Source organism: Cellulomonas sp. P1_C4 (assembly GCF_056406355.1).
Map to the genome: position 1 here is coordinate 11,329 of NZ_JBFUAI010000025.1, position 21,829 is coordinate 33,157.

At 73.0% G+C, this 21,829-nt stretch carries 24 protein-coding genes and 1 riboswitch; of the genes, 3 read left to right on the forward strand and 21 right to left on the reverse strand.

The window, feature by feature from the left end; all coding sequences use genetic code 11:
- Position 1 precedes the first annotated feature (1 nt).
- From AC1DYZ_RS18020 to AC1DYZ_RS18035, 4 genes are read right to left on the reverse strand one after another with little or no spacing between them, the layout of a single operon-like run.
- On the reverse strand, positions 2–778 hold the full coding sequence (locus AC1DYZ_RS18020; protein ID WP_477066490.1) for an ABC transporter permease: 777 nt from the start codon (positions 776–778) through the stop codon (positions 2–4).
- Entirely contained in the window at positions 775–1,683 is a 909-nt protein-coding gene (locus AC1DYZ_RS18025; RefSeq protein ID WP_477066491.1) for an ABC transporter ATP-binding protein, read from the reverse strand. The genes AC1DYZ_RS18020 and AC1DYZ_RS18025 overlap by 4 nt, the downstream gene beginning before the upstream one ends.
- A complete protein-coding gene (locus AC1DYZ_RS18030) occupies positions 1,680–1,982 on the reverse strand; it encodes a transcriptional regulator (protein WP_477066492.1) in 303 nt (100 codons plus the stop codon). Before AC1DYZ_RS18030 ends, AC1DYZ_RS18025 begins: the two co-directional genes overlap by 4 nt.
- On the reverse strand, positions 1,975–2,616 hold the full coding sequence (locus AC1DYZ_RS18035) for a hypothetical protein (protein WP_477066493.1): 642 nt from the start codon (positions 2,614–2,616) through the stop codon (positions 1,975–1,977). Before AC1DYZ_RS18035 ends, AC1DYZ_RS18030 begins: the two co-directional genes overlap by 8 nt.
- Positions 2,617–2,771: 155 nt before the next feature.
- Here AC1DYZ_RS18035 and AC1DYZ_RS18040 point away from each other — a divergent pair, with 155 nt between their 5' ends.
- Entirely contained in the window at positions 2,772–3,653 is an 882-nt protein-coding gene (locus AC1DYZ_RS18040) for a CPBP family intramembrane glutamic endopeptidase (protein ID WP_477066494.1), read from the forward strand.
- On the opposite strand, the gene AC1DYZ_RS18045 is transcribed toward AC1DYZ_RS18040, so the two are convergent.
- The gene (locus AC1DYZ_RS18045; protein ID WP_477066495.1) at positions 3,646–4,254 is read right to left on the reverse strand and encodes an HdeD family acid-resistance protein; all 609 of its coding nucleotides are present in this window, start codon (positions 4,252–4,254) and stop codon (positions 3,646–3,648) included. The genes AC1DYZ_RS18040 and AC1DYZ_RS18045 overlap by 8 nt on opposite strands.
- A 203-nt stretch (positions 4,255–4,457) precedes the next feature.
- Here AC1DYZ_RS18045 and AC1DYZ_RS18050 point away from each other — a divergent pair, with 203 nt between their 5' ends.
- The gene (locus AC1DYZ_RS18050) at positions 4,458–7,016 is read left to right on the forward strand and encodes a flippase-like domain-containing protein (RefSeq protein ID WP_477066496.1); all 2,559 of its coding nucleotides are present in this window, start codon (positions 4,458–4,460) and stop codon (positions 7,014–7,016) included.
- A gap of 63 nt (positions 7,017–7,079) precedes the next feature.
- Here the strand turns inward: AC1DYZ_RS18050 and AC1DYZ_RS18055 are convergent, their stop codons facing one another.
- From AC1DYZ_RS18055 to AC1DYZ_RS18065, 3 genes are all read right to left on the reverse strand, one after another.
- Positions 7,080–7,460 (reverse strand): hypothetical protein, encoded by a 381-nt coding sequence (locus tag AC1DYZ_RS18055; protein WP_477066497.1) that lies wholly within the window; start codon positions 7,458–7,460, stop codon positions 7,080–7,082.
- Positions 7,461–7,619: 159 nt separating this feature from the next.
- On the reverse strand, positions 7,620–7,775 hold the full coding sequence (locus tag AC1DYZ_RS18060; RefSeq protein WP_477066498.1) for a hypothetical protein: 156 nt from the start codon (positions 7,773–7,775) through the stop codon (positions 7,620–7,622).
- 16 nt (positions 7,776–7,791) lie between these two features.
- Positions 7,792–7,866: riboswitch (cyclic di-GMP riboswitch) on the reverse strand.
- A 122-nt stretch (positions 7,867–7,988) separates the two neighbouring features.
- A complete protein-coding gene (locus AC1DYZ_RS18065) occupies positions 7,989–9,857 on the reverse strand; it encodes a cytochrome c biogenesis protein DipZ (protein WP_477066499.1) in 1,869 nt (622 codons plus the stop codon).
- Between the two features lie 135 nt (positions 9,858–9,992).
- On the opposite strand from AC1DYZ_RS18065, the gene AC1DYZ_RS18070 reads away from it, so the two are divergent.
- Complete coding sequence (locus tag AC1DYZ_RS18070) at positions 9,993–10,673, forward strand: fasciclin domain-containing protein (RefSeq protein WP_477066500.1); 681 nt, start codon at positions 9,993–9,995, stop codon at positions 10,671–10,673.
- Between the two features lie 269 nt (positions 10,674–10,942).
- Here AC1DYZ_RS18070 and AC1DYZ_RS18075 read toward each other — a convergent pair whose 3' ends face one another.
- From AC1DYZ_RS18075 to AC1DYZ_RS18135, 13 genes are all read right to left on the reverse strand, one after another.
- Positions 10,943–11,707 carry an anti-sigma factor gene (locus AC1DYZ_RS18075; RefSeq protein ID WP_477066501.1) on the reverse strand — a complete coding sequence of 255 codons (765 nt, stop codon included), beginning with the start codon at positions 11,705–11,707 and terminating at the stop codon, positions 10,943–10,945.
- The gene (gene sigK, locus AC1DYZ_RS18080; RefSeq protein ID WP_477066502.1) at positions 11,704–12,279 is read right to left on the reverse strand and encodes an ECF RNA polymerase sigma factor SigK; all 576 of its coding nucleotides are present in this window, start codon (positions 12,277–12,279) and stop codon (positions 11,704–11,706) included. The genes AC1DYZ_RS18075 and sigK overlap by 4 nt, the downstream gene beginning before the upstream one ends.
- 196 nt (positions 12,280–12,475) lie before the next feature.
- Positions 12,476–12,664 (reverse strand): hypothetical protein, encoded by a 189-nt coding sequence (locus tag AC1DYZ_RS18085; RefSeq protein ID WP_477066503.1) that lies wholly within the window; start codon positions 12,662–12,664, stop codon positions 12,476–12,478.
- 1 nt (position 12,665) lies between these two features.
- On the reverse strand, positions 12,666–13,325 hold the full coding sequence (locus AC1DYZ_RS18090) for an ArsR/SmtB family transcription factor (protein ID WP_477066504.1): 660 nt from the start codon (positions 13,323–13,325) through the stop codon (positions 12,666–12,668).
- Between the two features lie 120 nt (positions 13,326–13,445).
- On the reverse strand, positions 13,446–13,616 hold the full coding sequence (locus AC1DYZ_RS18095; protein WP_477066505.1) for a CsbD family protein: 171 nt from the start codon (positions 13,614–13,616) through the stop codon (positions 13,446–13,448).
- 38 nt (positions 13,617–13,654) lie between these two features.
- Positions 13,655–14,101 carry an SRPBCC family protein gene (locus AC1DYZ_RS18100; RefSeq protein WP_477066506.1) on the reverse strand — a complete coding sequence of 149 codons (447 nt, stop codon included), beginning with the start codon at positions 14,099–14,101 and terminating at the stop codon, positions 13,655–13,657.
- Positions 14,094–14,684 (reverse strand): DinB family protein, encoded by a 591-nt coding sequence (locus tag AC1DYZ_RS18105; RefSeq protein WP_477066507.1) that lies wholly within the window; start codon positions 14,682–14,684, stop codon positions 14,094–14,096. The genes AC1DYZ_RS18100 and AC1DYZ_RS18105 overlap by 8 nt, the downstream gene beginning before the upstream one ends.
- 37 nt (positions 14,685–14,721) lie before the next feature.
- On the reverse strand, positions 14,722–15,318 hold the full coding sequence (locus AC1DYZ_RS18110; RefSeq protein ID WP_477066508.1) for a 1-acyl-sn-glycerol-3-phosphate acyltransferase: 597 nt from the start codon (positions 15,316–15,318) through the stop codon (positions 14,722–14,724).
- Positions 15,319–15,346: 28 nt separating this feature from the next.
- The gene (locus AC1DYZ_RS18115; protein WP_477066509.1) at positions 15,347–17,614 is read right to left on the reverse strand and encodes a SpoIIE family protein phosphatase; all 2,268 of its coding nucleotides are present in this window, start codon (positions 17,612–17,614) and stop codon (positions 15,347–15,349) included.
- A gap of 77 nt (positions 17,615–17,691) precedes the next feature.
- Positions 17,692–18,852 carry an NAD(P)/FAD-dependent oxidoreductase gene (locus AC1DYZ_RS18120; protein ID WP_477066510.1) on the reverse strand — a complete coding sequence of 387 codons (1,161 nt, stop codon included), beginning with the start codon at positions 18,850–18,852 and terminating at the stop codon, positions 17,692–17,694.
- Positions 18,849–19,892 (reverse strand): semialdehyde dehydrogenase, encoded by a 1,044-nt coding sequence (locus AC1DYZ_RS18125; RefSeq protein WP_477066511.1) that lies wholly within the window; start codon positions 19,890–19,892, stop codon positions 18,849–18,851. Before AC1DYZ_RS18125 ends, AC1DYZ_RS18120 begins: the two co-directional genes overlap by 4 nt.
- A 69-nt stretch (positions 19,893–19,961) precedes the next feature.
- Positions 19,962–20,819, reverse strand: a complete 858-nt coding sequence (locus tag AC1DYZ_RS18130) for an NAD-dependent epimerase/dehydratase family protein (RefSeq protein WP_477066512.1) — start codon at positions 20,817–20,819, stop codon at positions 19,962–19,964.
- A 10-nt stretch (positions 20,820–20,829) separates the two neighbouring features.
- On the reverse strand, positions 20,830–21,801 hold the full coding sequence (locus tag AC1DYZ_RS18135) for an aldo/keto reductase (protein WP_477066513.1): 972 nt from the start codon (positions 21,799–21,801) through the stop codon (positions 20,830–20,832).
- Between the last annotated feature and the right edge of the window lie 28 nt (positions 21,802–21,829).

Below are 21,829 nucleotides of genomic sequence, written 5' to 3' on the forward strand. Positions count from 1 at the left end.
CTCAGTGGAACCGCCGGCCCTCGTCGCGGCGGTACGCCGTCACCGCCATGGCCGCGAACAGCGCCGTCCACGCGAGGATCACCAGCACCGCGTAGCCGTACGCGGGGTAGCCGGTCACGGCCTGCACGGCCAGGTCGCGGGCGGCCCTCGACGGGAGCAGCTTCGAGATCGCGTCGAGCCACGGCGGGAACGCCTCGGGCGGCAGGAACAGGCCGCCGGCGAACGCGAGCGGGAACAGGGTCGCCTGCACGACGGCGATCGCGGCCTTCGAGCTCAGCCGGTACCCGATCGACAGCCCGAGCAGCAGGAACGGCACGGCCACGGCGGGCACCATGACGATCGCGGCGAGGGCCTGCGGCGGCGTGACGGTGGCCGCGGTCGCGACCGCACCGAGCAGCACCAGCGGGACCAGCGCCAGGTACGACCAGAGGACGCCGTTGAGCACGCGGCCGACCAGGCGCGGCCCCGCGCCGGCGGGCAGGGTGCGCAGGAACGGGTCGAACGGAAGCGCGCGGTCCTCGGAGACGCCGACCCCGAACGAGAACAGGCACGTCGACATCACGGCGAACACCCCGAGCTGGGCGATCGCGGCCGTGGCGATCCCCGGGTCGTCGGCCACCGCCCGCTGCGGGATCACGAAGAACAGCAGGGCGAGCGACGGGAACAGCAGGTTGCCGATGACGGCGATCGGTATCCGGATCGTCTCCAGGAACTGGAACCGGGCGTGCAGCACGGCCAGCGTCCAGAACGGCCGCGGGGTCAGCGTGGCGGTGCTCATCGGACGACCTCCTGCTCGTGGGACTCGTGCGTCAGCGCGAGGAAGGCCTCCTCCAGCGAGGCCCCGCGCATCTCGAGGTCGCGGAACGGCACCTCCTCGACGACGAGCGCACGGACCAGCCGGTCCGCGTCGTTCGCGAGGACGGTCCATCGCCCGTCGGGACCCTGCTGGGCGCTGGCCGCCCCCGGGAGCAGCGCAAGGTCGATCGTCGACGACGCCGGCAGCGACAGGATCACGCGGCGCAGGGCCACGAGGCCGAGCACCGACGCGAGGCTGTCGTCGGCGAGCACCCGCCCCCCGCCGATGACCACGACGCGCTCGGCCAGCGCCTCGATCTCCTCGAGGTAGTGGCTGGTCAGCAGCACGGTCGCACCGTCGGCGTGGTAGTCGCGCAGCGCCTGCCAGAGGATGTGCCGCGCCTCGACGTCGAGCCCGGTGGTCGGCTCGTCCAGCAGGACCAGCCGAGGCCTGCCGACCAGCGCGAGGGCGACCGCCAGGCGCCGCTTCTGCCCGCCGGACAGCCCGCCCGTCTGCCGACCGACCAGCTCCTCGAGGCCGAACCGCGCGAGCACCTCGGCGCGCGTCATGGGCGCCGGGTAGTGCTTCGCGACGAGGTCGACCACCTCGCCGACGGTCAGCGTCGGCGGCAGACCGGTCTCCTGCGGCGTGGTCCCGAGCCCGATCCGCGACGACGCCCGGCGGGGATCGCCCCCGAACAGCCGGACGTCGCCGGAGTCCTGCTTCCGGAGCCCACTGACCAGGCTGAGCAGCGTCGTCTTGCCGGCGCCGTTGGGGCCGAGGAGCCCGACCAGCTCGCCCTCGCCGACCGTCAGCGACACGTCGTCCAGCGCTACGACCGCGCCGAACGTGCGGGTCACCCCGACCAGCTCCACGACGGCGCTCACGAGGCACCGTCCAGCAGCGCCCGCAGCGAGCGCGTGTACCGCTCGAACGCCGACCGCCCGGTCAGCGTGAGCGCCACGTAGGTGGCCGGTGTCCGGCCCTCGTGCGTCTTGGTGATCGTCACGTAGTCCGCCTCCTCCAGTCGGCGTAGGTGGGTCGAGAGGTTGCCCGCCGTCATGTCCAGCAGCTTCTGCAGGCGCGGGAACGCGATGCGGTCGTGGGAGCCCAGCGACGCCAGCGTCGCGACCACGCGGAGGCGGGCCTGCGCGTGGATGACCGGGTCCAGCTCGACGTCAGCCACGGTTGCGCGCTGCCTCGGCCGCCGCCGCGACGAGCATCCCGCCGCCGCCCGCCAGCGCCATGAGCAGGTAGGACCCGGGCAGCCCGGCGAGCGTCGCCGCCGCACCGACGAGCGCGATCCAGCCGCCGAGCACGTACATCGCGGTCGACCGCCAGAGGATCCCGCCCGCGAGATACAGCAGGCCCACCACCAGGGCGGCGATCGCGTTGGCCGCGAGCGCGATGACCTCACCGGACGCCCCCGCCTGTCCCAGCCCGCCGACGATCATGCTCTGCGCCAGGAACCCGATCGCCCACGCCCACCCGAGCATCGCGCCCTGCCGCGCACTCGAGCCGGCGATGCCGCGCGTCCGGCGGGTGATGTGGACGATCGTCACGACGAGCGCGAGCACGCCGCCGCCGACCGCGATCACGCCCGCCGCCACCGACGGGGTGTCGTCGTCGCGGGCCGTCCACCACATCGCCCCGTACCCGACCAGCCAGACCGCGCCCCACACCCCGAACAGCAGCGCGCTCGACGGCCGCACGTCCGCGGCCCGTGCCCGCTGCGCGGCGATGATCGCGAGCGCGTCGGCGACCTCGGGCGCGGCGTCGGCCTCTGTCGCCGCCGGCTCGTCGGGCTGATCGTCGCGCATCGTCGCTCCTCAACTTTGTACAACAAAGTAGTTTGCGTCGAATGTCCTGACAACCCTTTTCCCGAGGATCGCGCGCTCGGCTCCGTCGAGCCCGGTCGGGCCCGTGCCCAGGCGGCGTCCAGGTGGCGTCCAGGGATGCGGCCTACGCTGCGGCCATGACAGCGCCGACGCCGACGCCCGACGAGGCGAGCCCCGAGGGTCCCTCGCGCAGCGACGTCGACGTCGTCGCGCGCACCAGCGACGGCMGCATCCCCCGGACCGCGCCGCCGCCGAGCGATCGCGCCTACCGCCGCCGGCTCACCACCGAGATCTGGATCGTACTGGGCCTGTCGCTCGGCAGGTCCGGGCTGTACGCGGTGGTCAACATCATCGACCGGCTCACCGCCGGGCCGCCCCTGGGCGACCAGTCGACGACGCTCAACCCGAGCCGGTCGCCGCGCCCGTGGCTCGACCTGACGTACCAGCTGCTGCAGATCGGGTTCGCGCTGGTCCCGGTCGCGCTGGCCCTGTATCTGCTGTCGGCCAACGGGAAGTCGGCGATCCGCCGGATCGGGCTCGACCTCACGCGGCCGTGGCGGGACCTCGGCGTCGGCGTGGGGCTCGCGGCCCTGATCGGGATCCCGGGGCTCGGGCTGTACGCCGTCGCCCGCGTGCTCGGCCTGGCGGTCCAGGTGCAGGCGTCGGCCCTGAACGCCGCCTGGTGGACCATCCCCGTGCTGCTCCTCGCCGCGCTGCAGAACGCGCTGCTCGAGGAGGTCATCGTCGTCGGCTACCTCATGGAGCGGCTGCGCGAGCTGCGCTGGAGCGCACCGATGATCGTCGTCACCAGCGCGCTCCTGCGCGGCTCGTACCACCTCTACCAGGGCTGGGGCGCGTTCGTCGGGAACGCGATCATGGGCCTGGTGTTCGCCGAGTACTACCGGCGCAGGCGCCGGGTGATGCCTCTCGTCGTGGCGCACACGATCATGGACATGGTCGTGTTCGTCGGCTACGCGCTGGTCCCCGCGGCCTGGATCGCGGCCCTGGGGCTCAACTAGCCGGGGGCTGGGCCGTGGCCCTGCCCTTGTCCAGGCTCTCGGCCAGCTGCTTCGTCGCGAACCCGCTCACCACGAGCACGACGCCGCCGACGAACGCGAACAGGCCCAGCAGCACGACGATGACGCTCACCGACGTCTGCGGGTTCATGATCAGCAGCAGCCCGAACAGGAACGAGACCAGCCCGAACGTCAGCACCCAGTACCAGCCGATGTCCCGGGACCGGTAGAGCACCACCGCGGCGATGATGCCGAGCACGCCGAGCACCAGCACCCAGAGTGCGATCAGGTAGAAGATCACCTGCGCCGTCGGGCCGGTCCAGACGACGGCGATGATGCCGAACGCGATCCCGACCAGGCCCGAGACCAGCCACCAGCCCGCGCCCGGCTCCTTGCGGTTGCCCAGCCACTGCGCGATGGCGATGAGTCCGTCGATGATGGCGAACACCCCGAACACCCACACGAGCGCCTTCACGGTGCCGAGCGGCTGAATCAGCATGAACAGTCCGAGGATCAGCAGCACCACGCCACGCAGGACCGGCAGCCACCAGATGCGGCGGAGCGCGGTGGAGTCAGCGGCGGCGGCGGTCAGGTCGTCGGGCATCGGGGCCTCCACAGGATGTTCAGCACGAAGGACGAGATCGAGGGGGCACCCCTCTTCGCGGTCACGCTAGTGGACCGATCCCGACAGAGCACCCGAACGGCGCGCAACCGACCATCCAGGTCACGGGCCGCCGTGACGAGCCCGACAGCGCGGTGGGCACGCCCTGCCGGGCGCGGGCGGCGTGGCTGCCTAGACTCGCCCGTATGTCCGCGACGCCCGCCAGTCGCGCGGATGTCGACGCGGCCACGGCAGCCGACGACACCGCGCCCAACGGAACCGCCGCGCCCGCGTCACAGACGTCCACCGACGGCACCGACGGCACCGCAGGTGTCGACATCGTCGACGTCCCCGCCGTCCGCGTGCACCACCCGAGCGACCTGCTCGGCACCATCCTGTCCGCGCTGGGCGTCGCGCTCGTCCTGGTCCTGGCGACGTACGCGCACAACACCACGTCCGGGGTGGCCGAGGACGTCCAGGGCTTCGCGACGCTGCTCAACCGGATCCTCTTCGTGCCCCGCCGCACCCTCGAGGTCTTCGTCGTCCTCGCGGTCCCCCTGGCCGTCATCACCGAGCTCGCGTTCCGCCGCCTCGGTCGCCAGCTGCTCGAGGGCCTGATCGCGGCCCTCGCCGCGCTGATGCTCAACGAGGCCGTGCTCTGGGCCATCCGCACGTTCGGGTCTGACGAGCTGATCATCGGGATGTCGATCCGGGCGAACGGCGAGTGGGTGGTGACGCTCCCGGGGTACGTCGCGCTCCTCGTCGGCCTGCTCACCGTGGTCGGTCCGCGCGGACGTCGCAAGACCGTCAAGTGGTCGTGGAACCTGCTGTGGGTCGCGATCGGCGTCCTGCTCATCACGGCCGGCGTGTCGCTGCCCGGGCTGGTCGTCTCGTTCCTCCTCGGCCGCATCACGGGCCTGGGGGTCCGGTACCTGTCCGGTGTGCAGTCCGAGCGCGCCTACGGCGCGAGCCTCGTCGCCGGGGTCCGACGGGCGGGTTTCGACCCTGTCCGGCTGCTGCGGGTGGCCGACGAGACCACCGAGGACGCCCCCGCCGGCGAACCCGCGCTCGACGGCGACCCGGCGGCCCGGGCGCTGACGCGATCGACCGCCCACCGCCTGTACGAGCTCACCACGGCCGGCGGCGACGAGCTCGACCTGGTCGTCATCGACGGCGACCGCCAGGTGGTCGGCATGCTCACCCGCCTGTGGCGGTCGCTGCGGATGCGCGGCATCGAGGGCCGGTCCGTGGTGTCGCTGCGCCAGGCCGCCGAGCGCACGGCCCTGTTGGCGTACGCCGCGCGGGCCGCCGGGGTCCGCACTCCGAAGCTGCTGAGCATCGCCGAGGCGGACGACTCGATGCTGCTGGTCCAGGAGCGGCCCGGGCGCGCGGTGCCGCTGGGCGACCTCGACCCCACAGAGCTCACCGACGACCTGCTGCAGGAGATCTGGGCACAGCTGCAGCTCGCGCACGACGCCGGCATCGCCCACCGGTCGCTGACCAGCGACGTCCTGCTGGTCGAGACGGTGGTCGGTCGCCCCGTGGTCTGGGTGACCAGCTGGGAGCAGGGCGACGTCGCGTCCTCCCAGCTGGCCCGCCGCATGGACGTCACCCAGCTGGTCGCGCTTCTCGCCCTGCGCGTCGGCGCGACCCGGGCCCTCGACTCGGCCGTGGCCGTGCTCTCCGAGGACCTCATCGCCGAGATCGGCCCGCTGCTGCAGACCATCACGCTGCCACGGCTCACCCGCAACGAGATGCGCGCCGACAAGAAGGTGCTCGCCGAGCTGCGGTCGGCGCTCGTCGCGCACCTGCCCGACGCCGACGTGGAGCCGCAGCAGCTGGTGCGGTTCGGCGCGCGCACGGTGCTGACCATCGTCGTGCCGATCGCGGCCATCGTCTTCGTCATCACCAGCATCAACATCAACGAGATCACCTCGGCGCTCGCGGCCGGCGACTGGCGGTGGACCGTCGTCGCGTTCCTGCTCGGCCTGCTCACGCTGCTGGGCGCGGCCCTTGCGTTCGTCGCGTTCTCGCCGGTCAAGCTCCCCCTCTGGCACGCCACGCTCGTGCAGACGGCGGCGACCTTCGTCGGCCTCGCCGCCCCCGCCGGCATCGGCCCGGCCGCCCTGAACCTGCGGATGCTCCAGAAGCGCGGTGTCTCGACGACGCTCTCCGCGGCGACCGTCGCCCTGGTCCAGGTCAGCCAGTTCGTGGTGACGCTCGGGCTGCTGCTGGTGCTGACCATCGTGTCCGGCAACTCGGAGTCCACGCTGCCGATCTCGCCCGTCGTCCTGCTCGTGCTCGGCATCCTCGCGGCGCTCGTCGCCTCCGGGCTCCTGGTGCCCAAGGTGCGCCAGTGGGTGCTGGCCAAGACGATGCCCACCCTGCGTCAGACCTGGCCGCGCCTCATCGAGGTGGTGGGGCAGCCGTGGCGCCTGGCGCTCGCCCTCGGCGGCAACCTGCTGATGACGCTCGGCTTCATCTTCGCGTTCGACGCCAGCCTGGCGGCGTTCGGGCAGGAGGCCACCCTGATCCAGGTGGCCCTGGTCTACCTGGCGGGCAACACCGCGGGCGCGCTGGTGCCGACCCCCGGAGGCATCGGCACCATCGAGCTGGCGCTGGCCACCACGCTCACCGGCGCCACCGGGATCAACGCCGGTATCGCCACGTCGATCGCCGTGCTGTTCCGCGTGGCCACCTACTGGCTGCGGATCCCGCTCGGCTGGGCGGCGATGCGCTACCTCCAGAGGACCGGGGAGCTGTAGCGCTCCGGACATGCCTCCGGGCCGGCACCCGTGGGGGTACCGGCCCGGAGGATCGAGCTCAGATCAGGCGAGTGCCTTCGCCTTGAGCTGCGCGTACTCGTTCGCATCGATCGTTCCGGCGTCCAGGAGGGCCTTCGCCTCGGCGATGTGCTCCGCCGGCGACTTCCCGGCCGCCACTTCCCGGATGTACGTGTCGGTGTCCGACTTGGCCTGCTGGACCGCCTGCACCTGACGCTCCGCCATGCCCCTGCCGCGGGCGATCACGTAGATCAACGCCACCAGGAACGGGATGAAGATCAGCCCGATGATCCAGAGGGCCTTCCACCACCCGCTGAGCTCGTGGTCGCGGAAGAGGTCTCCGATGATCTGGAAGAGGATGACCAGGTAGGCGAAGAACAGGAACCACCAGATCAGCAGCCAGAACCACTGTGCAAAGCTGTTCATGCGACCTTCTCTCAAATGCGGCCGCCCCGAGTGGCAAGCCCGTGTGGTGAGGCTAACGGACAACCAGCGCAATCGGCACCAAGGTCCCACGGCGCTGACCTGCGATATCGCAAAGCCCCCCGGACCGTGTGGTCGTCGGGGGGCTCTGCGTTCGTTCTCTCAGGCCGCGGCGTTCTCGCGCTGCGCCGGCACGAGCTCGATCATGCTGCGACGAGCAGCGAGCCCCGCCCACGCCTGAACGCGCGGAGCCGGGAACGCCGGGGTGAGGTTGAGGGAGGTGTCGGACGGGTCGACCGAATACCCACGCTGGTCCATGACGGTGTCCTGTCTGTTCGGTAGCCCGGCTGACCCTGTAGGTCCCGTGGCTTTGCGTCCCCTCCTTGCAGAGGGTTTGCCGTTTTCGCTGACAAGTCAGACATTAGAGCAACATGAGAGGCCGTGGAAGCGCGTCACCCCACCAAAATCGGACATACGTCCATTTCACCCAGTTGGCCGTATCTGACGGCGCAGCGATGCTCACCTGCTTGCTCACCCGAACGTGAACGAGAAGGCCTGGACGCCCTCGGACACCGACAGCTCGACCGTGCCCTGCTCGACCGCCGTCCCGCCGACCAGGGCATACGCCTTCGGCGAGCCGTCCACCGCGACGTCGACCCGGTCGACGACCGTGCCCGACGCGTTGCGCACCGTCGCGGTCACCGTGCCCGTGCCGCCGAGCACCGCCTGCACCACCTTGGCGTGGTACCGCAGCCGCAGGGCCGCGTCCGGGCCTGCGGTGGCGCCCTGGTAGTCGGTCGTCCACGTCCCGCCGAAGGCCACGGTGTCGGCCGCCTGGTCCTGTGGGAACGCATAGGTGGACGCGCCTTCTCGATAGTCACCGGCGACGTTCGCGTGCTTGCTCACCGACAGGAACGTCTCAGGGGTGACATCGCCCTCGGGCGTCGTGTCGTCGACCTGCGTCCGCGCAGGGAGGGTGACGCCCGGGTCCGCCGCCGTCAGCAGCTTCCGGATCAGCGTCTCGGTCTGCGCGTAGCCGCCCTCACCCTGCGAGACCTGGCGGATCTGCCCGTCGGCGTCGATGAGGTAGTGCGCGGGCCAGAACCGGTTCCGGTACGCCGTCCACGTCGCGTACGAGTTGTCCTGCGCGACCGGGTACGTGATCCCGAGCCGCTGGGCGCCGTCCTCGACGTTGCGGGTCTCGCGCTCGAACGCGTACTCCGGCGTGTGCACGCCGATGACCACGAGCCCGTCGTCCCGGTAGGCGTCGTCCCAGGCGGTGACGTGCGGGACGGAGCGCTGGCAGTTGATGCAGGAGTAGGCCCAGAAATCGAGCAGCACGACTTTGCCGCGCAGGTCCGCGAGATCGACCGGCGACCCGTCCGTGGTGTTCAGCCACGTCTCGATGCCCCGGATCGCCGGCGCCGGGCCGCAGTCCTCGAGCGTCGTGGAGTTGTTGGTGCACTCGGCCAGCCGCTTGTTCTCGTCGGTCACCAGACCGCCCAGGTCGAGCTGCTCGCGGACGGTTTCGTTGGCGGCGACCTTCGACTGCAGGGTGTCCGTGTAGCCGGGCAGCGCGCGCTGGATCGCGTCGGTGAGGTTGAACGCCAAGGCGAGGGCCAGCGCGATCATCAGGACGCCGCCCGCGGCGCGGATCCCGCGCTGGTGCGTGCGGAAGGCGGCGATCCGCTCGGCCACCTTGCGGCCCGCGAGCGCGAGCACCAGCAGGGGGATGGCCGCGCCGAGCGCGAAGCTCACCGTGAGAACGATCGTGCTCACGCCGACGGCGCCCGTCGCGCCCGCCACCGTGATCGCCGCGAGCACCGGACCCGCGCACGGCACGTAGACGGCGCCGAGGCCGAGCCCCAGCACGAACCCGCCGCGCCCCGCGCCCGGCGCTCGCTTCGGCGTCAGCCGCTGGAACGGCCGCTCCAGCACCTCCTCGAACCTGGGCACCAGCAACCCCACACCGAGCAGCGCCAGCACCGCGATGCCCGCCCAGCGCAGCAGGTCCTGCGGCAGCCCGAGCACGTTGAGCAGCACCGTGCCGACGAGCGTGACCAGCGTGAAGCTGGTGACGAGGCCCAGGATCACCAAGTACGGGCGGCGGGCGGACGCGCGGTCGCGGGCGCCGTCGGCGGTCGGCGCCGGCAGCGTCGCGACACCACCCGGTGTCCAGGTCGTCGCGCCGGACAGGAACGACGGCTGCGCCATCGCCCCCACGGAGCCGGCGGCTCCCTTCGTCGCAGGACCCGAGGCCACCTTGACGGTCGGTCGATCCCGGGCGCCCTGGACGCCGCCCGCGAAGAACACGACGGGCAGCACGGGCAGGATGCACGGCGAGATGCCGGTGATGAGGCCACCGACGAGCCCGATGAGCGCGAGCGTGAGCAGGTCCATGGCCGGGGTTCGCCGCGGTGACCTCCGCGGATGGGTGCGGACTGCTACCCATCCGCTGCCCCGACCGCCCCGAACCACCCCCGAGAGACGACCGGGCGGGTACCCCACCCGGACCACGTTCAAGGGAGAGTCACCATGCGCACCACCCACCGCACACGCATCGCCGCCGTCCTGCTGGCCGGCGTCACGGGCCTCGCCCTCACTGCCTGCAGCTCGGGCTCGAGCGACGACACGGCAGGCTCCGAGCCATCGGCGGCCATGGAGACGCCCATGGACACCCCGTCCGCGATGCCGAGCGAGGACGCGATGACGGCCGACCCGGCCGCCGACCTCGTCGGCCCCGGCTGTGCCGACTACGCCGCCGCCGTCCCCGACGGCCCCGGCTCCGTGACCGGCATGTCGACCGACCCGGTCGCCGTGGCCGCGTCGAACAACCCGCTGCTCACCACGCTCGTCGCGGCGGTCTCCGGCCAGCTCAACCCGGACGTCAACCTGGTCGACACCCTCAACGGCAGCGAGTTCACGGTCTTCGCGCCGGTCGACGACGCCTTCGCCAAGATCGACCCCGCCACCATCGAGTCGCTCAAGACCGACGGCGCCACGCTGACCACGATCCTCACGTACCACGTGGTGCCCGGGCAGCTGTCGCCCGACATGGTGGTCGGCACGCAGACCACGGTCGAGGGCGGGACCGTCGACGTCACCGGCTCCGGCGACGACCTCATGGTCAACGGCGCCAAGGTCATCTGCGGCGGCGTCCACACCGCCAACGCCACCGTCTACCTCATCGACTCGGTGCTCATGCCGACGATGTGACGACCCGGCGGACCGGTCGCTCCGGCGGCCGGTCCGTCTGCGCTCCCGGCCAGCCCTGATCGGCCGACGGAGCAGCGGAGCCCCCTCGCAGGGTACGGCGAGGGGGCTCCGTCACGTCGTCCCCCAGCCCGCCGCCCACCGGCCCGAGCCCGGGGGGAAGGCGTCGAGCGCGYGGGTCGTAGGCGAGCTCGCCGGTACTGACCGGCGAGGTCGGCGCGGAGTCACGAGTTCGCGGGCCCTCAGGCGGCGCGGCCGGTGGTCGGTCCCGCTCAGGTGGCGGAGAGGACGACCAGCGGGGTGGTCGTCGGCTGCGTGGAGCCGCCCGCCGGCTCGACGGTGATCGCCAAGGCGGAGCCCGCGGTGAAGTCGTCGGCCAGCTGGCGGACCGAGCCGGAGTCGTCGGCGAGGACGCCGGCGGAGGCCGCCTGGTCGCCCGAGACCACCCAGAGCTGGTAGACGTGGTCGTCGCCGGGGTCGGGCAGGCCGGCGGCACTGAACAGCGCGGCGTCGTCGGTGAGGATCGCCGTCGCCGTGCCCCCGCCCGTCACGTTGCCGTGCACGACGACCGCCGACGGGTCGGTGAGCAGGTCCGCGAGCGCCTGCTGCTGCTGCTCGACGTCGTGTGCGCGCTGCGCCTGCTGGAGGGCGAGCGCAGTGGGCACGGCGGCGCCGACGACGAACGCGGCCGCGACCGCGAGCCAGCGCGTGCGCGACGGGCGTCGGCGGCGGTCGGCCAGATCGGTGACGCCCGTCGGCGTCCGGACGTCATCGGCYGGCAGGGCGTGGCGAGGKCCGACCTGCGGGGTCCCGGCMGCCGCGGCKAGCACCGAGGCGCGCAGCGCGKCGGGCGGCTCGCCGGCGACGGCGTCGCCCAAGGCGGCCGCCACGKCGGCGAGCTGGGCCAGCTCGGCGGCGGCGGACGGGTCGGTAGCCACCAGCTCCTCGACGAGCACGCGCTCGTCGGGGTCGACGGCGTCGAGCGCGTACGCGCCGAGGAGCGCGCGGACGTCGTCGTCGGGGGACGGCGTGGTCATGCGATCACCCCCAAGCAGTCGCGCAGGCGCAGTAGGCCGTCGCGGATCCGCGACTTCACGGTCGGCAGCGGCGAGGCGAGCTGGTCGGCCACCTCACGGTAGGTCCGGCCGCCGTAGTAGGCGAGGACCACCGCCTGCTTCTRGGTGGGGGTCAGGGAGCCGAGGCAGTCGCGGACMCGGACCTGCTCGAGGGCGGCCTCGACCTCGTCGGCCACCACGTCGAACTCCCGCTCGGTGCTCTCGTCGAGCACGCGCTGGTCACGGTCCCGCTGGGCCTGGACGGCGCGGACGCGGTCGATGGCGCGCCGGTGGGCCAGCGTCAGGGCCCAGGTGCGCGCGGACCCGCGGCCAGCGTCGAACCGGGCGGCGGTGCGCCATACCTCGACCCAGACCTCCTGCGCGACCTCGGCGGCGTGGTCCGGGTCGCGCAGCACACCGAGGCAGGTGCCGAAGACGCCGCGGCCGAGGAGGTCATAGAGCTGCGCGAACGCGGAGTCGTCGCCCTGCGCGACCTCGCCCAGGAGCGACTCGGCGGAGCGGGGCGCGTCGGCCTCGTCCGGTCGTCGCTCCACGCGGGCCAGTGTGCCCCACCGGGCCGCCGCCCGCCGCTCGGCGGGCACGCGTCGGGTCGGCGCGGGGTGCCTGGGCAGGCGCGCCGGGGGCGTCGACAGCAGTACCGGGGACATCGGGTCCGTCGTCCGTCGTGGGGATGGGGCACCCAGGGTTCGACGCCGCCGCCCGAGCGGATGGCTCGGGCGGCGGACCGGATCAGCGGCGCAGCGCGGCAGCGGCGTCCAGGTGCGTGTCGCGGCGTAGCTCGTGCTGGCGGCGCTCGGCGTGCTGCCAGGCCTCGACCGGTGCGACCACCGGGCGGACGAAGCGGGCGCGGGACGAGCGGAGAACGAGTCKGGGGATCGGGATGCGCACGGTGCGCACGTCGTACGTCAGCGCGACCATGTCACGCCTCCTCGGATGCGATGGGAGTGCTCGGGTGGGGGGCACCGTCGGGCGCCTCCGGACCTGGTGCGGGATCGACCCGGAGGTCGGGGTGGCTCGTCGCGAACCAGCGCATGAGGCGAGCGCCGGCGGGCCGGGCCGCGGGGTCGCGGACGCGGTCGATGTAGGGCATGAGCAGGGCGCTGACGGCGCCGAGCAGCTCCTCGGTCTCGTCGGGCGTGGCCCAGAACGTGTCCTTGGTCAGGGACGTCGGCAGCGGGGTGCCGGTCAGCTCGTCGGCACGGTCGGCGCGCTCGCGCAGGAAGTTCACGAAGCTTGCGGCCTCCTGGCTGACGGTCAGCTCCGCCAGCTCGACGACGGCCCGCACCGACCCCGGGACGGACTCGTCGGGCACGACGTAGTTGCGGTCGGCGCTCGGCCGCCACGGGCGCTCGCGGCCCCGCGGCTCGGCGGGCTCGATGAACCCGTAGCGGGCCAGGAGGCGCAGGTGGAACGAGCAGTTGGCCACCGACTCACCCGTGTGCTTGGCGCACTGCGTGGCGGTCGCCTCGCCGACGTCGTCCAGGTACTCGAGCAGCGCCAGCCGCAGCGGGTGTGCGAGGGCACGGATGCGCTCGGGGTCGCTGCGGCCGGTTCGGCTGGTGTCGTCGTGCGGGCTCATGGCTCGACTGTAGGACTCGCAACGACCGTTGCGCAAGGGTTGTTGCGAAAGAGATGTTGTGAACGACGAAGGCCCCCACCGCCATGGTGGGGGCCCTCGTGTCGTGCGGCTGGAGCTAGATCACTTGAACGCGTCCTTCACGTTCTCGCCGGCCTGCTTGATGTTCGCGCTGGCCTGATCTGCCTTGCCCTCTGCTTCGAGACGCTCGTCGTCAGAAACCTTGCCGGCCGTTTCCTTGACCTTGCCCTTGGTTTCCTCTGCAGCGTTGCTGATCTTGTCGTCGAGACCCATCAGAATCACTCTCCTCTCGGGTTGGCAACGCCTCGACGTTATGACGAGGTGCCGCGCTTCGCATCCGGAGCGACCGCGTCCCGGAGCGCGCCGAGCACCTGCTCCCAGTTCGCCGTCGCGTGCGCCGCCTCCTCCGCCGAGCCGTTGCCGTCCTGCTCGAGCGTCACCGTGGTCGACCCGTCGTCCTCGCCGAAGGTGAAGGTCAGGTGGTGGTAGTTCTCGGGAACGTCAGGCTGCCCGCTCAGTGGCGAGTAGTGGGTGTACCGCAGCCGCCTGGGTCGGTCGACCTCKAGGATCTCGCCGTGGTCCTGGAACGGCTTGCCGTCCCACTCGCCGTCGAACGTGATCGGCACGCCGACCACGTACGTGCTGGTCACGCGCGCGCCCATCATCCAGGTGGCCTCGGGGTCAACCAGCGTGTCCCAGACGGTCTCGGCACCGGCCGGGATCTCGACGGACGCGCGGGCGATGTGGTTCTCAGACATGAGCGCCTCCCTGGACGCGGTAGAGGTCGGTGAGCGTGAAGATCTCCGACCCGTGGTGGATGATCTCGCGGTTGACGTGCTGGACCAGGTGCGCGAACGGCGCCTGCGCGTCGATCTCGGTGGCCTGGCTGAACCCGACCGTGAAGATGTCGTCGTCCGACATCTCCGCGATGCCGGTGCGCCACCGGTCCGCGATGCGCGTGAGCTCCGCGACCGCCGGGCCGACCTCGCCCGAGTAGGTCAGGGTGGGCCGGCGGGCCTGGTGGTCCCCGAACGTCCAGTCCCACCGCTCGGTGAGCACCTCGGTCAGGTGCGCGACGAGCCACGCGATGGTCCGGGGTCCGGGGAAGTCCCCCGACGGCGGCCACTCGACCACCCACTCACCGGCGCCGAACGTCCGCGGCGCGGTCGAGTCGGCCCGGCGCCGGACGCTCAGCGCGCCGGGCCCGGGCTCCCAGACGAACTCGTCCTGCGTCACGGTCTCGAGCCGACGCCCGAGCTCCCACCACGAGAACTCGAACTGCCCCCGCACCACGGCCTTCGGCGTCGGGATGCTCAGGATCGACCAGTCGAAATCGTCCATCTTCCGACCGTAGCGACGACCTCCGACTGCCGCCCGGTCAGGCGGCCGGACGCTCCGCCTCGGGCGGCGTCTCCTCGCGCAGCCGCGGCTCCGTGCGGCGGGACGGAGCGAAGCCGGACTTGTCGGCATAGAACGCGCGGACGACGTCCATGTCGGCGGCGACGTCGCCGGTCAGGCGGAACGTCGGCCCCAGGCCCGTCGTCATCGTCGTGCGGTCGACGTAGCCCAGCGTCACCGGCAGGTCCGTGGCCCGCGCGATGCGGTAGAAGCCCGACTTCCAGCCCGCGCCGCTGCGGGTGCCCTCGGGCGTCACCACCAGGTAGAAGCGGTCGCCGCCCTGGATGCGCGCGACGATCTCGTCGACGAGGCCGGCCGGGTCGCGACGGTCGACGGGGATGCCGCCGAGCGCCCGCATCACCGGGCCGGMGGGGCCCTTGAAGAGCTGGTGCTTGCCGAGCCAGCGGATCTTCAGACCCGCCTCGCCCGAGATGGCGAGCATGAGGATGAAGTCCCAGTTCGACGTGTGCGGGGCGCCGATGAGCAGTCCGGCCCCGTCCACGGGCACGCGCTCCGTCCGCAGGGTCCAGCGGCTCAGGCGCCAGTAGGCGCGGGCCAGGGTGCGTCGGAAGTTCACGCCAGGACGGTACCCCGTCGGCGCATCGCTAGCCGCGACGGCGCAGCAGCAGCAGGGTCACGTCGTCGATCGAGTCGGGGTCGTGGCACTCCCGCAGCACCTCGTCGATGTCGATGGGCCGGTCGGGCTGGTCGGACCGGTCGACCACCCGCCGCAGCCGCTGCAGCCCGTCGCGCAGCGATGTCTGCCGCGAGTCCACGACGCCGTCGCTGTAGAGCACGAGCCCGGCCCCGGGCCTCAGGTGCAGCGTGCCCGTCGGCACCACGCCGGAGCCGACCCCCAGCGGCCGGTCCACCGGCAGGTCGAGCAGGACGGCAGCGCCGTCGGTCCGCAGGTGCAGCGGCCGCGGGTGCCCGGCGGCCGACAGCGTCACCTCGCCGGTGACCGTGTCCACCAGCGCGACGATGACGGTCGCCATCTCCGACGGCATCGTCCAGCGCACGACGTGGTCGAGCGCCGCGACCGTGGTGGACGTGGAGTCTCCGCGCAGCAGATAGGCGCGCAGGGCGTTGCGGATCTGGCCCATCGCGGCGGCGGCGGACAGCCCGTGGCCGGCGACGTCGCCGACGACGACCGCCAGCAGCCCGTCGGGCAGCAGCAGGGCGTCGTACYAGTCGCCGCCGACCCGACCCCCGGCGGCGGGCTCGTAGCGCGCCTCGACGGTCCAGCCGTCGGGCGACGGCAGCGACGAGGGCAGCAGGCTGCGCTGCACGGTCTCGGCCGCGCGGACCTGCAGGCGGGCGCGCTCGAGCAGCACCTCGACCAGGTGGCCGCGCAGCTCCTCGGCCGAGCGCACCTCGCGGTCCGACCACGGCTCGCAGCGCCCGCGCACCGTCTCCCGCCACAGCGCGAACGACTTGCGGGGGCTGAGCCGGACGTCGTCGCCCTCGCCGCGCGCGATCTCCTTGTTGTGCGGGTCGCCGCCCCAGTCCACGTTGTGCACGGCCTCGTGCCGCAGCCAGACGAGCGCCTGACCGTCGGGCAGGCGCAGCGCGAGGAGCCCGGCCACGTCCGGCAGCGTCGCCGCGAGCTCCGGCTCCTCGGACCCGAGTGCTCCGCGGACCACGACCTCCGCCGGCTGCTCGGCGACCCATGCCAGCAGCCGCGTGAGATCGGCCGGCACGCGCCCGACCGAGTCGACGACCCCGTCGGCCGAGACGAGGGCACCCTGCGCGGGCACCAGGTCGAGCAGCGCCGTCCCGGTGACCAGCGCCGTGGCGAGGGCGCGGTCCTCGTCCCGGCTGGCGGCGAGCACCCGTGCCTGCGTGCGGCCCGCGCGGATCCGCCCCTCGAGCTCGTCCTCCTCGACGCGCGCGACCAGGCGCAGCGAGAGGGTCGAGCCGAGGAACTCCGCCGCCGCGCGCACGCCGTACGGGGGCTCGTGGGGGCCGGAGTAGTGGTGGCACGCGATGAGTCCCCACAACCGGCCGTCGCGCAGCAGCGAGATCGACATCGACGCGGCGACGCCCATGTTCCGCTGGTACTCGAGGTGGATCGGGGACACGCTGCGCAGGATCGAGTGCGTGAGGTCCAACGGCTCGCCCGAGTGCTCGTCGAGCCCCGGCACGATCCGCGCCGGGGCGTAGTCGACGTCCGAGATCAGCCGCACCCAGTTCTTCTCGTAGAGCGCCCTGGCCTGCGGCGGGATGTCGCTCGCGGGGTAGTGCAGCCCGAGGAACGCGTTGAGATCGGGACGCATGGCCTCCGCGACGACCTCGCCGTTGTACTCCTCATCGAAGCGGTAGATCATCACGCGGTCGAACCCGGTGAGCGCCCGCACCTCGCGCGCGGTGATGTCGTACAGCTGCGCGAGCTCGTGCGCGTGGTTCAGCTGCTCGACCGCTCCCCGCACGGCCTGGTACGTGTTCGGGAACGAGAACGGTCGCGGGCCCGAGGCCGGCTCCAGCTCGACGACCAGCAGGGTGTCGTCGTCGACCACGACGCGGTGCAGCACCGCGTCGAGCTCCAGGTCGCCGTCGGGCGTGGCGGCCGTGACCAGGATCGGGTTGCGCGCCCGCAGGTTGCCCCACGTGCGCACGTGCAGCTCGAGGACGTCGGCGCCCTGCGGCCCCAGCACGTCCGCGAGCGTCCGGCCCAGCGCCTCGTCGACGGCGTGCCCGAGCACCGACCCGATGTTCTCCGAGGCGTGGCGCACGACGAGGTCCGGCTCCGTCACCGCGAGCAGCACGCCGCGCGGCTGGATGCTGCCGGGGACGTGGATGGGCTCGCGCGCGCAGTTGTCGAGGTCCACGGGCTCACCGCTGGCCAGGAAGGTCGTGCCGTCCGTCTCCGCCATCCCACCTCCGCCTCGTCGCGAGATCGCTGTCGCGACCACACTCGCACGATTCGAGGACTCGGTGGGAGCCCCCCGGATCAGCGTGGAGCGAGGACCTCCTGCGGCGCCGGGGTGCGACGGGACCGTCGGACCAGCTCCCCGGGGACCCGTACGGCGCGCGCCCGCGACGGCATGAACCGCACGAAGAACCCCACCCGCATCAGCCACGCGACCCAGCCGGTGAGCGGGATCCCGTAGAGGTCCGCGACGCCCCGGCCGACCCCGAACGAGGCCGCCTGGCCCAGCCCGAGGTAGCGGAAGCGCAGGCCGGGCCGACCCGTCAGCGCCCGGGCCACGTTCCGACCGACGTGGTCGCCGCCCTTGATCGCCCAGAGCGCGTTCGCGGTGACCGGCACGCCGGTACGCGGGTGCGCGACGCAGGCCGCGTCGCCCGCGGACCACACGTCGGGCGCGACGAGCAGCTCGCGCGTGGTGACCAGCCGGCCGCGGTCGTCGCGGGGAAGGGTCTCGAGGCCCGGCAGGGCGACCGCGCGCTGACCGGTGGTCGCCAGGACCGCGCGGGTGCCGACGACGGACCCGTCCGAGAGCGTCACCGACTCGTCGTCGGCCGCGACCACCCGCCGGCCCGTGCGGACGTCGACGCCGAGGCGCTCCAGCTCCGCGACGCAGCGGCCCGCGAGCCGCGGCGACAGGGCGGGCGCGACGCGATCGGCCGACTGGACGAGCACCACGTCCGGGGTGCGGGCCGCGAGCGCGGCGGCGAGCTCGACGCCCGCGAGCCCTCCCCCAACCACCACCACCGGACCGTCGACCACGCGCACGTGCTGGAGCAGGTCCGCCAGGTCACCGGGGCCGCGCAGGGTGAGGGCCCGGCCGTCAAGGCCATCGAGGGGCTCCCGCGCACCGGTGCCGACGACGAGCGCGTCGTAACCCATCCGGTGCTCGGCGTCGCCGGCCGTGTAGTGCACCCGGCGGGCCGCGAGGTCGACCCGGGTGACGCGGGCGTGCACCACGCGGGCGCGCGGCATGGCCTCGGTCAGCGGCGTCTGCGTGAGCTCGAGGGGCAGGAGGCCGGCGACGACCTCGCCGGTGAACCCGTGGAAGTTGTGCACGGTGTCGGCGCTGAGCACGACGATCTCGACCTCGCCGCGGTTCAGCTCGCCGCGCAGCCGGCGAGCCAGGGCGCCGTAGGCGTGCAGGGTGACGTACCCGCCGCCGAGCAGGACGACGCGCTTCACAGCGACGCGCCGGCGCCGACGGGAACGGGCCGACCGAAGCTCGCGGGCAGCGCCGCGCCGAACCCGTGGTGCGCGAACCGCAGGGCCAGGCCGCGCACGTGCTCCACCTGGTCGAGCGTGGGCACGCCGATCGAGAAGTGGCCGGTGTGACCGGCCAGCCCGAGCAGGAACGTCTCCGCGAAGCACGCGTACGCCTGCCCGCGCGGCAGCCCGATGTCGGCGCCCTTCAGAGTCATGCCGGGGATCGAGACGACGCCCCCGTCGACCACGGTGACGTCGGGCCGGGCCACGGCGAGGCCGGGCGAGGTGTTGCGGGGCTGGGTCGCGTCGAGCACGAGCGCACCCGGGGCCAGGTGCTCCGCGCCCAGCAGCGCCTCGCTCGACGCCGTGAGCAGCACCACGGCGTCACAGCCGCGCACGTCGTGGATGTTCGTCGACGTGCTCGTCGGCACCCGTGAGCCCACCTCCGCCGCGAGCGCCGCCAACCGCGCCGCGCCGCGCGCCACCAGCAGCAGCGAGTCCACCGACCTGGCCCGGGCGAGCAGCCGGACGAGCGTGGTGCCGACGGACCCCGTCGCCCCGACGATCGCCACGCGCCGCTCCGCGGCGTCGGCGAGCAGGTCGAGCAGCTGGTCCTCGACGATGGCCGCCGTGTACGCGTTGCCGTTGGTGACGCCGATGTCCGTGCGGCCCCGCAGCGTCACGCCGCCGGCCGTGACGGTCGCCGTCAGCGCCCCGAGCCCCACCACCCCCGCGCCCATCCGCGCGGCGTGGTCGATCGCCTGCCCGACGCGCGCCGCGCCCTCGTGCCGGTGCGTCAGCAGGTGCGTCGCACCGAACGGCACGAGCACCACGTGGCCCACGGGCTGGTGGTCGAGGTCGACGCGCGAGATCGCGGCCGGCCGCAGCGGCAGCTTGCGGACCGCGACGTCGACGAGCCCCTCCGGCACGCGGCCGAGCGGGCGCCAGATGCGGGCGAGGTCGTCGGCGATCCGAGCCCGCGGGTGGACGAGGAAGGCGAACGGTGCGGCGGTGCTCATCAGGGCTCCCTGGCTCGTGGTCTGCCCGGAAAGGGCGCCGCGGGAGCGGGCTGATACGTGCGGTGGGGTCTACACCTCGTCGCGCCAGCTGTGCTGCGGGTCGTAGCCGAGGAGCCGACGGGCCTTGTCGATGGACAGGAGCGTCTCGCGGCCCTCGATCGTCCTGGCGACCGGAACGTCCGGGAAGTACTCGGCGACGAGCTCGGCCGACGGCCGCTCCAGGACGGTGTCGGGCGAGGCCACGATGAACGCCTCGAAGCCAGTGAGATCGCTCTGGAGCGCGAGCCGGACCGCGAGCGCGCCGTCGCGGGCGTCGATGTAGCCCCACAGGTTCCAGATCCGGCTGCGGGGGTCGTCGGCGAAGCCCGGGAACGCGGCGTAGTCGGCGACCTCCATGACGTTGGAGAACCGCAGCCCGATGAGCTTGAGCTCGGGGTCCCAGCGCGTGAAGTGCCGCGCCATCTCCTCCTCGACCGCCTTKCCCAGCGAGTACGTGCTCTCCGGGCGGACCGCGTACTCCTCGTCGACCGGGACGTACGGCGGCGGCGTCTCGAACGGCAGGCCGAGCACGGTCTCGCTCGACGCCCACACGACGTTCTTGATGCCCGCCCGACGCGCGGCGCTGAACACGTGGTGGGTGGACACGACGTTGTTGGCGAACGTGGCGCCGCTCGGGCGCAGGCCCGGCGCGGGGATCGCCGCGAGGTGGACCACCGCGTCGACGCCGTCGTACCGGTCGTCGATGCCCGTCAGCGCCTCGGTCACCTGACCCAGGTCGGTGAGGTCGACGCGGCTGAACACCGCCCGCTGGCCGGCCGGCGGGAGGGCCGTGTCGACGTTGACCACGTCGTACCCGTGCTCGGCGAGGTCCTCCACGACCGCGCGACCGAGCTTGCCTGACCCACCGGTGACCACGACGTGACTCATGGTCCCGACGCTATCCCGCGTCGACCCATACCTGCTCGGGCGGGAGCAGCGCCTCGAGCGCCGGCCAGATCGCGTCCGGCAGCGGCTCCGAGGCGAGGTCGAGCGTGCGGGCGACCCGGCCGGGACGGCTCATGCCGACGATGGTCGACGCGATCCGCGGGTCCCGCAGCGAGAACTGCAGCGCCGCGGTGCCGAGGTCGGTGTGGAAGTCGGAGCACACCCGCCGCATCGCCTCGACGGCAGCCAGCGTCTCGGGTGGCGCCGGTCGGTAGCCGTACGTGGTCGGCCCCCCGGCCTGGAACGCCAGGATCCCGCCGCCGTAGATCGCCGCGTTGAGGATGCCCATCCCCTGCCGGACGGCCTCGTCGAGCAGCGGGCCGGCGCTGCGGTCGACCAGCGTCCAGCGGTTGTGCACCAGCAGGACGTCGAACACGCCGAGGTCCAGGTACTTCGCGATCTCCTGCACACGCCCGCCGGCCAGGCCGATCGCGCCGACCTCCCCGGCCTCCTTGAGCTGGACGAGGGCCTCGACCGGTCCGCCCGGCGCGGACATCTCCGCGAAGTCGAACGACTCGGGGTCGTGCAGGTGGACCAGGGGCAGCTTGTCGATGCCGAGGCGCTCGCGGCTCTCGGCCACCGACGCCCGGACGCGGTCGGCGGAGTAGTCCCTGCCCGCGGGGTCGACCTTGGTGGCGACGACGACGTCCTCTGGCACGCCCCCGGCCTCCGCGAGCGCCGCGCCGATGCGCCGCTCGCTCTCGCCGTCGCTGTACGCGTTCGAGGTGTCGATGAACCGGATCGGGCTGTCGAGGGCCGCCAGGACCGTCGCGACGCCGTCGTCGGCGGGGACGTCGCGGCCGAACAGGGCGGGCATGCTGCCGAGCGGACCGCCGCCGAGGCAGACGGCGGAGACGCGCAGCCCCGTGGGGCCGAGGTCGCGGATCCACCCAGGCTGACCGGGTGCGTAGTCGGGCTGCTTCATCCCGCCATCCCACCACGGCGCGGCCCGG